Source organism: Neisseria canis (assembly GCF_900636765.1).
In the GTDB taxonomy this organism is placed as follows: domain Bacteria; phylum Pseudomonadota; class Gammaproteobacteria; order Burkholderiales; family Neisseriaceae; genus Neisseria; species Neisseria canis.
In genome coordinates this window covers 962,543-974,145 of record NZ_LR134313.1, presented here as the reverse complement: position 1 = coordinate 974,145, position 11,603 = coordinate 962,543, and the positions used below count along the sequence as shown (strand labels likewise).

12 protein-coding genes and 1 riboswitch are annotated in these 11,603 nt (G+C 50.8%); of the genes, 5 read left to right on the top strand and 7 right to left on the bottom strand.

Going from position 1 to position 11,603, the window contains the following annotated elements; translation table 11 throughout:
- Positions 1-510: 510 nt before the first annotated feature.
- Positions 511-1,038, bottom strand: coding sequence for a PepSY domain-containing protein (locus EL143_RS04505; protein WP_085417410.1), 528 nt, complete (start codon positions 1,036-1,038; stop codon positions 511-513).
- Positions 1,039-1,213: 175 nt separating this feature from the next.
- Positions 1,214-1,477, bottom strand: a complete 264-nt coding sequence (locus EL143_RS04500) for a cytochrome-c oxidase (protein WP_169709833.1) — start codon at positions 1,475-1,477, stop codon at positions 1,214-1,216.
- 125 nt (positions 1,478-1,602) lie between these two features.
- Positions 1,603-1,706, top strand: a riboswitch (TPP riboswitch).
- Positions 1,707-1,797: 91 nt separating this feature from the next.
- Here EL143_RS04500 and thiC point away from each other — a divergent pair.
- Positions 1,798-3,672, top strand: coding sequence for a phosphomethylpyrimidine synthase ThiC (thiC, locus tag EL143_RS04495; protein WP_085417411.1), 1,875 nt, complete (start codon positions 1,798-1,800; stop codon positions 3,670-3,672).
- A gap of 276 nt (positions 3,673-3,948) precedes the next feature.
- On the opposite strand, the gene EL143_RS04490 is transcribed toward thiC, so the two are convergent.
- Together EL143_RS04490 and fghA are read right to left on the bottom strand one after the other, a co-directional pair.
- Positions 3,949-4,683, bottom strand: a complete 735-nt coding sequence (locus EL143_RS04490; protein WP_085417412.1) for an LOG family protein — start codon at positions 4,681-4,683, stop codon at positions 3,949-3,951.
- Positions 4,684-4,769: 86 nt separating this feature from the next.
- A complete protein-coding gene (gene fghA / locus EL143_RS04485; RefSeq protein ID WP_085417413.1) occupies positions 4,770-5,612 on the bottom strand; it encodes an S-formylglutathione hydrolase in 843 nt (280 codons plus the stop codon).
- 431 nt (positions 5,613-6,043) lie between these two features.
- Between fghA and EL143_RS04480 the strand changes: the two genes are divergently transcribed.
- Both EL143_RS04480 and EL143_RS04475 read left to right on the top strand, forming a co-directional pair.
- Entirely contained in the window at positions 6,044-6,772 is a 729-nt protein-coding gene (locus EL143_RS04480) for a Slam-dependent surface lipoprotein (RefSeq protein ID WP_085417414.1), read from the top strand.
- Between the two features lie 284 nt (positions 6,773-7,056).
- A complete protein-coding gene (locus tag EL143_RS04475) occupies positions 7,057-8,469 on the top strand; it encodes a surface lipoprotein assembly modifier (RefSeq protein ID WP_085417415.1) in 1,413 nt (470 codons plus the stop codon).
- Between the two features lie 98 nt (positions 8,470-8,567).
- On the opposite strand, the gene EL143_RS04470 is transcribed toward EL143_RS04475, so the two are convergent.
- Complete coding sequence (locus EL143_RS04470) at positions 8,568-8,912, bottom strand: cupin domain-containing protein (protein WP_085417416.1); 345 nt, start codon at positions 8,910-8,912, stop codon at positions 8,568-8,570.
- A gap of 51 nt (positions 8,913-8,963) precedes the next feature.
- Here EL143_RS04470 and EL143_RS12685 point away from each other — a divergent pair, with 51 nt between their 5' ends.
- Positions 8,964-9,095 carry a lipoprotein signal peptidase gene (locus EL143_RS12685; protein WP_085417417.1) on the top strand — a complete coding sequence of 44 codons (132 nt, stop codon included), beginning with the start codon at positions 8,964-8,966 and terminating at the stop codon, positions 9,093-9,095.
- Positions 9,096-9,147: 52 nt separating this feature from the next.
- Here EL143_RS12685 and ygiD read toward each other — a convergent pair whose 3' ends face one another.
- Complete coding sequence (gene ygiD, locus EL143_RS04460; RefSeq protein WP_085417418.1) at positions 9,148-9,933, bottom strand: 4,5-DOPA-extradiol-dioxygenase; 786 nt, start codon at positions 9,931-9,933, stop codon at positions 9,148-9,150.
- Between the two features lie 263 nt (positions 9,934-10,196).
- A complete protein-coding gene (locus EL143_RS04455; RefSeq protein ID WP_085417419.1) occupies positions 10,197-10,607 on the bottom strand; it encodes a DoxX family protein in 411 nt (136 codons plus the stop codon).
- 100 nt (positions 10,608-10,707) lie between these two features.
- On the opposite strand from EL143_RS04455, the gene EL143_RS04450 reads away from it, so the two are divergent.
- A complete protein-coding gene (locus EL143_RS04450) occupies positions 10,708-11,601 on the top strand; it encodes a LysR family transcriptional regulator (RefSeq protein WP_085417420.1) in 894 nt (297 codons plus the stop codon).
- Positions 11,602-11,603 lie beyond the last annotated feature (2 nt).

The window sequence follows — 11,603 nt, the reverse complement described above, 5'->3', positions numbered from 1 at the left end:
CCTTTTTATACTTACCTGTTTTCTTAAAACTCTTTATCGAAAAAACTAGAGATACTCTTTAGAGTTAGAGAAAACAGGAATAGCTATACTTACAATCAATAAAAATATACCCAATTAATCTAAAAAATATTCCACCTTTGATCTATTTCATTCATATTTAAATTAATAGTTATATACCTATGAAATAAAGAACAAATCTAATCCTATACAAACACCTCAAAAAAAATAAAACCAACTAAAAACGTTTAAATAATTAAAGAATATGATCAAAATAGCACTTTGTTAAAAGTATTTCAAATATTTTAAAAGTTTCAATTACTTTGGTTATTTTTTTAAAATTAATTTATACTAAAGAGAACTATTTGCTCCAGTCCACACACATCAAAAATGCCTGTCTAAAAACAAGCCGCGTGGTGTTCTGCGAAACTAACGCTTTCAGACAGGCATTCCTTTTTGCTATAACAAAAAACCGCCTGAATCCAATCAGGCGGTTTGGCAACACAGTAGCAATTAAAAATGGTCGTGCGACTGCACGGCTTCTACTGTGCCGGTTTGTGCGTTGACTTTCACATATTGTTTTTGGCCTTTGTTTACGGTTTCCACTTTGTAAAACACTTCGCCGGCTCTGTGTTTCAGGTCGGCTTCTTTGGCGTGGCCGCCGGTTTTGGCCAGTGCGGCTGCAATGGCTTGACTGAGGGAAACGGCAGGTTGTGCGGCGGGTTGGTTGTAATGGGGGTTGGTTTTTTCTGCCAAAATTTTGCCGTTGGCGGCATCTATTTTGATTTCGTGTTTTTGGCCGTTGGCGATGATGTCGACTTCGTAGTAGCTACTGATGCTTTTGTGCTCGAAGTTCACTTCTTCGGCATAGCCTTTTACTTTTTTGGATGCGATATCAATGGCTTGCTGGGCGGAAATTTTGCTTTGCGCCAAAGCGGCGTGTTTGGGTGAAACATATGCGTCGGCTGCGACGGCGCCGGTGGAGGCGGTGGCGAGAATCAGGGCGGTGGCGACGGCCAGTTTTTTTGCGGTGTTAAACATTTGTTTATTCCTTTTATTACTTATTACGTTATTACTTAATTACGTTTTTTCAGGCTGCTATATTACAGGTTGATATTTAGTGGGAACTTAGGGGAAATGTTAATTTTGTGTAATGTATAGCGAATGCCTGTCTGAAAAGTATGGTTTTCAGACAGGCATTTCGATAAATAGCACTTTATTTTTTGTCTTCTTCTATAAAGCCTTCGAATTTGCGGTCGATTTCGAGCACCTTGTTGACTTCTTTCATCGCATCGCTCACGGTTTGGGTGATCGGGTTGATGCTGCTTTGTTCGCGCACGATTTCTTTTTGCCGCTCGGTTAGCGGTTCGTGTACTTCGGTGGCCTCTTCTTCGCGCCGGCGCTCGGCTTCTTCAAAGCTTTCGTAGGGCTGTGGTTTGATTTTGCTTAAATCTACGTCGTCTTTTTTTGATGTAGTCATTGTAATACTCCTCTTGCTTGCGTGGTGGATACGATACAGGATTTTATGCTTCTTGGCTATGATGCCTGTCTGAAACCTTTTCAGACAGGCATTTGCAAGCACCGGCGCTTTATGTTTTAATCGCCGTTAAGAAACAGGGGTGCTGCACCTTTTCATTAAGGCGCGGCTGAGAGTTACCCTTTTACCCGAACAAGATAATACTTGCGTGGGGAGTTTTCAGCGAAGCTGCTTGTTTAAGCAGGGATCAACCGAGCAAATGCCTGTCTGAAAACACACACCGCTCCTGTTTCATCCCCCGACTGAGAAACAGGAGCATTTTTATGGCCACAAAAACCACCGGCAATGAAGCTAAGCAACTCGACCAGCTTTCCCACGATTTGGGCATTCAGTTTGCTTATCCCAATTCCACCAAAGTTTATCTGCAAGGCAGCCGCAGCGACATCCGCGTGCCGCTGCGCGAAATCGCCCAAGACGATACCGTTACCGACAAAGGCCGCGAGCCGAACCCACCGATTCCGGTGTACGACACCAGCGGCGTATACGGAGACCCGTCGGCCAAAATCGACCTCAAACAAGGCCTGCCCGATGTGCGCAGCGCCTGGATTGCCGAGCGCGGCGACACCGAAATCCTGCCCGGTTTGTCGAGCGAATACGGCCTTGAACGTGCTCACGATCCGAAAACCGCCCATCTGCGTTTCAACCAAATCACCCAGCCTCTGCGCGCCAAAGCAGGCAAAAACGTAACCCAGATGCACTATGCGCGGCAAGGCATCATCACACCGGAGATGGAGTTTGTCGCCCTGCGCGAGCGCATGAAAATGGAAGAAATCTGGCGCGACCCGCGTTACGCCAAAATCATCAAGCAGCACGCAGGCGAATCGTTCGGCGCGAACCTGCCCACCCATCCCGACCAAATCACGCCCGAATTCGTGCGCAGCGAAATTGCCGCCGGCCGCGCGATTATCCCCGCCAACATCAACCACCCCGAGCTGGAGCCGATGATTATCGGCCGCAATTTCCGCGTGAAAATCAACGGCAACTTGGGCAACTCCGCCGTTACTTCCTCGCTCACCGAAGAAGTGGAAAAAATGGTGTGGTCGCTGCGCTGGGGTGCCGACACAATTATGGATTTGTCCACCGGTGCGCACATTCACGAAACGCGCGAATGGATTATCCGCAACGCGCCCGTGCCCATCGGCACCGTGCCGATTTATCAGGCATTGGAAAAAGTGGGCGGCGTGGCCGAAGACCTGACGTGGGATTTGTTCCGCGATACCTTAATCGAGCAGGCCGAGCAAGGCGTGGATTATTTCACCATCCATGCGGGTGTGCTGCTGCGTTATGTGCCGCTGACTGCCGACCGCATCACCGGCATCGTGTCGCGCGGCGGTTCGATTATGGCGAAATGGTGTTTGGCGCACCATCAGGAAAACTTCCTCTACACCCATTTCGACGAAATCTGCGAAATCATGAAGGCTTACGACGTATCGTTCAGCCTCGGCGACGGCCTGCGCCCCGGCTGCATTGCCGATTCCAACGATGCCGCGCAATTCGGCGAGTTGCACACGCTGGGCGAACTGACCGCCAAAGCGTGGAAGCACGACGTACAAGTGATGATCGAAGGCCCCGGCCATGTACCGCTGCAACGCGTGAAACAAAACATGACCGAAGAGCTGCAACACTGCTTTGAAGCGCCGTTCTACACACTCGGCCCGTTGGTTACCGATATTGCGCCCGGCTACGACCACATCACTTCGGGCATCGGCGCGGCCAATATCGGCTGGTACGGCACAGCCATGCTGTGTTATGTGACTCCGAAAGAGCATTTGGGCCTGCCCGACAAAGAAGACGTGCGCACCGGCATCATCACCTACAAACTGGCCGCCCACGCCGCCGACTTGGCCAAAGGTTGGCCGGGCGCACAGTTGCGCGACAATGCCTTATCGAAAGCCCGCTTTGAATTCCGCTGGCGCGACCAGTTCCGCCTCGGCCTCGACCCCGAACGCGCCGAAAGCTACCATGACCAAACCCTGCCGGCCGAAGGCGCGAAAATCGCCCACTTCTGCTCGATGTGCGGCCCCAAATTCTGTTCGATGAAAATCACGCAGGAAGTGCGCGACTACGCCGCCGCGCAAAAAGGCATGGAAGAAAAAGCAATTGAGTTTATGAAGAAAGGTGCCGAGATTTACAGCTAAGCAGCATGAGTTAAGCAAATGCCTGTCTGAAAAATGTTTTCAGACAGGCATTTTTATCTTGCCGGCTGTTTGTTATCGTGAACCAACCGAAAAAATATATAGTTAGGAGCTTAGGAAGCAAAATTCATTTTAAAGGATCTTTCCGTAGCATTTCCGTCATACTCGGGCTTGACCCGAGTATCTTGAGTTCCGCTGACTTTAGGAGATACTCGGGTCAAGCCCGAGTATGACCGTATCGTTATTATGCAAGTGGATAGAGGTTTATTTCAACGCTGCCTACAAACCCAACTCCCAAGTGTGCTGCACCGGCGTGCTGCAAAAGCCGTTTTGCGTGCGTTCGTAGTGCTCGAAAATATAGGCGACGATTTCGTCTTCGTCGTCCATCAACCGGATTAAATCCATATCTTCGGGACTGATCATGCCGTTGGCAAGCAACTGCGCTTTTACCCAATCAATCAGGCCGCGCCAAAAGGTTTCGCCTACCAGAATAATCGGGCGGGCGGGCGTTTTGCCGGTTTGCACGAGCGTGAGGCTTTCAAACAGTTCATCCAGCGTGCCGAAGCCGCCGGGCATGGTTACATAGGCCACGGCGTGTTTGACAAACATGACTTTACGCGGAAAAAAATGCTGGAAAGTTACGGAAAGGTCTTGATAAGGGTTGGCCGCCTGCTCGTGCGGCAGGGTAATGTTGAGGCCGACTGCGGGGCTTTTGCCTGCAAACGCGCCTTTGTTGGCGGCTTCCATAATGCCCGGCCCGCCTCCGGAAATCACCGAAAATCCGGCATCGGAAAGTTTGCGCGCCAGCCGCTCGGTAAACAGGTAATCGGGATGGTTGGCCGGCGTTCGGGCGCTGCCGTAAATGCTCACGGCGGGCTGGATGGCGCGCAGCTCTTCGCCGGCTTCCACAAATTCCGACATGATTTTGAGCAAGTGGTAAGACTCACGCGCGCGGATGTCGGAACGGACATCTTCGGGAAGGGAAGGAAAAGGGAGTTTGCTGTTCAGGCTCATGATGTGTTTTGTTTCAGGTTTTGAATGTTGGAATATACCATAAAGGGCAAACCGGGCAATGCCTGTCTGAAAAACTGCGGCAAGGCCTACAAGCCCAAAGCATCGGCGTGGAATTCAATGTGCACATCGATAAAGCTGGCGATAAAGAAATAGCTGTGGTCATAACCTTTGCGCATATTGAATTGAACCTTAAAGCCCTGATTGCGCGCGGCAGCCACGAATTTTTCCGGTTGCAGCTCTTCGGGATAGAAACCGTCGGCATCGCCCTGGTCAATCAGAATCGGCAGTTTCTTTTCGGCATGTTCAACCCATTGCGTGCTGTCGTACTCCGCCCATACAGAGGGATTGCCGCCCAAATAAGCGGTAAATGCTTTGCGGCCCAGCGGCGTTTCGCCCGGGTTCACAATCGGTGCAAAAGCAGACACGGCGGCATAACGCCCGGGATTTTTCAAAGCAATCAGCAAAGCGCCGTGCCCGCCCATGCTGTGGCCGGCGATGCTGCGTTGGTCGGTCACGGGGAAATTGGCTTCAACCAGCTCGGGCAGCTCGTGCGCCACATAATCGTACATCCGGTAGTGTGCCGCCCAAGGTGCTTCGGTGGCATTAACATAAAAACCGGCGCCCTGCCCCAAATCGCTGCTTTCGCTATCGGCCACTCGGCTGCCGCGCGGCGACGTGTCGGGCATCACCAGCGCGATGCCCCACTGCGCCGCAAAACGCTGAGCGCCGGCTTTGACGGCAAAGTTTTCATCCGTGCAAGTCAGGCCGGAGAGCCAATATAAAACCGGCACGCGGTAACCTTGCAGCGCTTGCGGCGGCAGGTACACGGAAAAAGTCATCTCACATTGCGTGCTCCCGGAAAAGTGGCGGTAACGCTCGTGATGGCCGTTGAACATTTTATTGCGGGAGATTAGGGTTAAATCGCTCATTGTTTATGCTTTTCTATCTTTAATATTGTCTAAATGGAAGATGCCTGTCTGAAAACGGTTGGGGCGGGAGGCTAAGCCCGGCCTTTTCAGACAGGCATGTTTCTGCGTTGAGGCTGCCTTATTTGATTTAGGCAGCCTAATATAACAGATTAAACTTTTCCGATGCGCGCAACCAAACCCAACCTTTTGTTTAATATAATGAATCTTATTAAACCCTAATATTTCACCTTAACCGATTTAACACAAGCATATCGTTTTCATACATAAAGCTGCACAAGTTTATCTAATTTAAATGTCTGCTAATTCTGTCATAACTTTACTTTCCTACAATGAACCCGTATCAAAAAACAAATAACCCAATCCCCCACCGGGCAAACCGAGGCAACAAAATAAACAGCTTCCAATGCCCATTACCTTTTAAGGAGTTCATTATGAATATCAAAAAAACCACTCTGACCCTGATGGCTGCTTTGCTGTGTTCAGGCGCTTACGCCGGTTCTGATTACTACTATCCGGACGCAGGCTGGGTACCGGCCAAGAAAGTAAAATGGGGCAAACCTGCCTCTGAAGAAGTGGGCGAAAAAGTGCTGAAAAATGTGGCTAAAAAATCGCATGTACACTACAAATACCTGAACCACTACGCTGCCGGCAGCGATAAAAACGGTGTAAAAACCATTCATGCGCACGACCAAAAACACGGCCGCCACATGGGCAAATTCGCTTTCAACACCATTAAAAGCGGCGGCTCAGAAGTTTACTACGGCGAGTGGAACGGCAATGAGTATGTTAAAGGTAAAAACCGCGGCGTTTTCTATTCAGGCGACAAACGCGCCACCAACATGCCGATGTCCGGCACGGCCACTTACAACGTGAAAGGCATCAACAACTACAACGGCAACAACCAGCTGCACGGCCAATTGCACGCCGATTTCGGCAAACGCACTTTGACCGGCTCAATGAAGAACTCGGCTGTGAAGATGGACATCTATTCACACATCAAGCCGCACAAAGCTTCATTTAAAGGTCATGCCGTTGCCAACGGACACTACGGCAAAACCGAAGGCCACTTCTTCGGCAACGGTGCCTCAAGCCTGGCCGGCGTAACCAAGTTCAAAACCAACCACAACTTGGATACGGCTTTCGGCGGTACCAAAAAATAATCTGATCACCCTGTGATCCATCTAAGAAGGCCTGCTTTAACGTAGGCCTTTATAATTACCTTATAGTTAAAAAACTTTATTTTAGTAGCATTTCCGTCATACTCGGGCTTGGCCCGAGTATCTTGAGTTCCGCTGACTTTAGGAGACACTCGGGTCAAGCCCGAGTATGACGAACGTACTATTTTTAAGCTGATCCACTATATAATTTATAATTACCAAACGGATTGGCCCTTTATCTTTATCGGCCATCCTCAACACACCCCCAACTTTTCAGACAGGCATATATGTTGAAAAAATCCATGTACCTTTGCTTGGCCGTTTCCCTGCCCGCCTTTGCGGCAGACGACACGGCACAGCGCCTTTGGCAGAACACCCGGCAGGCAGTACAAGTGCAGGAAAGAAAAAACGTGGCAGACGATGCCATTCAGACAGGCATGGAAAACCCGCAGCAGGAAATACAGCAGGACACCGGCGAGGCTCTGTTTGTAGCCGTAAACCACAGCGACTGGCCTGAAGTGCGCCGCCTGTTGGCCCAGTACCGGCAGCAGCCGGATCACGATGAAGACCTGGCGCTCTTCGCCGATGCCGCGCTCAGCAAAGCCGACGGCAATATGAAAGCGGCGCGGCAGAAATACGAAACCCTGCTGCAACGCCAGCCCGACTTTACCCGCGGCCGCCTCGATTTGGCGCGCCTGCTGTTTGACGACCACCTAAACCGCGAAGCCGCCGCCGAATTTGCCAAAGCAGCACAAGAGCCGCTGCCCGAGCCGGTTTTGAGCAACATCCGGTCTTTTCAGACCGCCATCGACCAACGGCAAAGCCTGCAAGGCTCGTTCAACATCGGCAGCGTGTGGAACAGCAATGTCAACGAAGGTGCCGGAGGCTTCAAATGCAATGCCGAATTTGAAGGCGAATGTATCGATTACTGGAATTCGCCCGAGCCGCAAAGCGCTTTGGGTCTCAAATACGAAGCAGCCTTAAGCAAGCACTGGCAAGTACAGGGGCATCACGGCATCGCCGCACGCGCGCTGGCTTTCGGCCGCGTGTACCGCAACCGGCAAGAGCATAACGAGCACACGCTCAACCTCAGCGCAGGCTACCAGTTTACCAACGCCCGCCGCTCGCTCACCCTCTCACCCCTATGGGAATGGAGCGCCGAGGGCAGCCATGCCTCGCACCGAGCTCACGGCGCGCGCGCCGAATGGAACGAAAACAAAGGCAAATGGGCATGGAACACCGAAACCGAATGGAAAAAGCTCAAATATTTCGACGAAGAATCCGCCCATAACAACGGCAACTCATTCGCCGTTTACAACACCCTAACCTATATGCCGCGGGAAGACTGGGCATTGTTCGGCGGTTTGGACTGGCAAAAACGCACCACCGAAGACGGCCAAGGCGATTACCGCCAACCGGCCTTGCGCATAGGCGCGGGCAAACAGTTCGCCGGCGGCTTCGATGCCTCCGCCTTAGCCATTCTCCAGCACCGCTCCTACAAAGCCGACGACGCCATTTTCGAACAACGCCGCCGCGACAACGAGCAAATCTACATCCTGAGCGCAGGCGCCGAACGATGGAGCATTGCCGGCATGAAACCGACCTTCACCTTCAAACACCGCAGGGTCAACAGCAACATCGAATGGCTGTACCGATACCGGCAAAACGAAGTCGGTCTGTCGCTGGTAAAAGTGTTTTAACGGATACAGCCAATCAACTTAATCTAGCGCAGCTTGGCCATACCCGGCCATGATAAAACCATAATGCCTGTCTGAAACGTTTTCAGACAGGCATTTGTTCAAACCGCTTCAAACCCCGCTTCGGCATACACCACTGAAACCAGCACGCAATCTTCTGCTCCGTTATTGCGCACTCCGTGTATCAAGCCTGAATCGATCACAATGCTTTCGCCCGCGCCGATTATCCGGCCGCTGTTTTCATCATCCAATAATTCGGCGCGGCCTTGCAGCACCAGCCAAATATCCTGCCCTTGCGGATGGCGGTGTGCAGGCAGTTTGCCGCCGGGCGGAATCTGCCACAGCACCATGTTCATCTGCCGCCCTTGATGCAGCACCGTGCGTACCGATTCGGCGGGGCGGTCAACCAGATAATCGGCAAAACGGATAATGTTGGGGATATTCATAATGCGCTTATGGGATTTTCAGACGGCCTGAGACTTTTGTAACCCTCCCATCTGCGGCGCATTTCTGCGTTGTGCGCTGCCCGCTCGTTTGCCTATCTATCTGATATGTCTGCACTCGCTGTGCTGCTACGCCTTGAACTGCATCCACATCTGAAGGCTTTACAAAGGTCTCATTCTATATAACTGAGGCCGTCTGAAAAGTATAAGCCATTGATTCAAAGTATAAGTGAAAAAATTATCCCAGCAACACCGAAGTCATGCTTAACGAACCGCCGACAATCACGTCGTTGAACAGCTTGACTTCATCTTCTTCATCGCGCAACGCCATAATGTAGAGCAGGGGCAGGTAATGTTCGGGCGTGGGCACAGATAAAGCGGCAGCCTCGCCCAAGCGCAAGTAGTGGATCAAGGTTTCGTTGTCCCGATTCAAAATGGCTTGGTTGATGTCGCGGCGGAAGGTTTCCGCCCATTCGTAAGCCGCACCCGCTTGGCGGATATGGGCAAAGCTGATGGTGCGCAGGTTGTGAACGATATTGCCGCTGCCGACAACCAACACGCCTTGTTCGCGCAAGGGCTTGAGCTTTTGCGCCAGTGCGAAATGCCATTCGGCGGGTTGATTCCGGTTCAGGCTCAGTTGCACGACGGGAATGTCGGCTTCGGGATAAAGATGCTTGAGTACACCCCATGTGCCGTGGTCGAACCCCCGAAGCATATCGACGGATACCGGTTCGGGCGCGAGCAAACGCTGCACTTCGGCGGCAAGTTCGGGGCTGCCGGAAGCAGGATACTGCACTTGGTTCAGCTCTTCGGGAAAGCCGTAAAAATCATAAATCATGGCCGGAGCGGTGCTGCCAGATACTTGCAAAGCATCGCCGTACCAATGGGCAGAAATCATCAATATGGCACGGGGCTTGGGAAACTTTTCCGCCACCTGTTTAAAGCCGGTGTTAAAAGGATTATCGGCTTCGATTGCATTCATCGGACTGCCGTGGCCGAGGAATAAAGCAGGGATTCTGTTCATATTACTAGTTTGGAATATAACGGTTCCCCTTAAAAAGGGATAACGCTGGTTTGGTAAAACCGTGATAAATAAACTTAATAAAACAATAAAACATTATGTCCGCCATACTTGAGCCAAGATCAAACATGACGGAACAGATAATGATAAAAAACAAATTGTTAAAAAAGCTGCCTTGCTTGATATAGTAAGTAAGGAGTTGCCATAAATTGAATCATATGGATTCCCTAAGCAAGGGCCGGAAAGCAAAACAACTTCGAACGGCGTTATGCTTTTTTACCCAATTTGTTATCCAAAGCCCAAGCGCCGCCGCCGGCCGCCGCGATATACAGAAAAATAAAGCAGAACAATGCCGCAGGTTCTCCTCCGTTTATCAACGGTAAAACAGGGGCTTGAGCCGCATGAGCCATAAAATAAGCAACAGCCATCATACCGGACAACACAAATGCTACGGGACGGGTAAACAAGCCCAAAAGCAGCAATATACCGCCGAATACTTCAAGGATACCTGCCAAACCGTAAATAGATACCAGCTGCAAACCGTCAAACATTCCGATATGCGGCAGCTCAAACAATTTTGCCGTGCCGTGCAGCATAAACATATAAGCCGACGTGATACGAAGAACAGACAACAATATGGGTTGGAAACGGTTTAAATCGTGATTAGTATTTGTCATGGAGATTACTCATACAGTTAAAAGATGGTCGCAGTATAGATATTTCTTTTCAGTAGATATATACTCTTTTTGTTTAATAATCATTTCTTAATAAGAAATCATGGATACACTGTTCAGCCTCAAGGTGTTTCGCCAAGTAGTCGAGAACGGCAGTTTTACCCGCGCCGCCGAACGCCTCGGTATTTCCAACGCCATGACCAGCAAACACATAAGTCATTTGGAAAATACCCTCCAAACCAAACTCTTACACCGCAACAGCCGCAATCTCCGCCTTACCGAGGCCGGGGAAGATTATTACCGCCAATGTTGCCACGCTCTCGAAACACTCGAAACCGCCGCTCAAAAAGCCGCAGGCGTTACCGAAAAACCGCAAGGCATCCTGCGCATTACCATGCCGCAATGGTTTGCCAGCCCGCGTGTCAGCCGCTGGATCAGCGAATACAAACAACGCTATCCCGAAGTATCCCTCGACTTGGTACTCAGCAACCGACACACCGACCTAATCGCCGACGGCTTCGACCTCGCCCTGCGCGTTTCCAACGACCCGGGACCATCACTAATTGTCAAGCCATTGGCCAATATAGAGTTTTTCCTCCTTGCCTCACCGGAGTACCTGCAACGCAACGGTATACCGGAAAGCCCCGAAGAAGCCTCACAGCATCCTGCACTACTGCCTTCCTACACCGATATGAGCCGCATCGAAATCCAACATAAGCAGAACGGCCGACGATGCCTGTTGGAATTAAATGCAACCATTCACAGCGACAGCACCCTTATGGTCGGCAGCCTGATCCGTGCCGGAGCCGGTATCGGCTTCCAGCCTGCATGGTGCGTTACCGAAGATGTAGCGGCCGGAAACATGATACAACTGCTACCGGATTACCATATCAAAGCGGTCAAACTCTATGCAGCTTATGTGGATCGTGCTTTTTTAAGTGCGAAAGTGAGGAGCTTTATTGATTTTTTGAGTGAGAAAGCAAAAATGCCTGTCTGAAA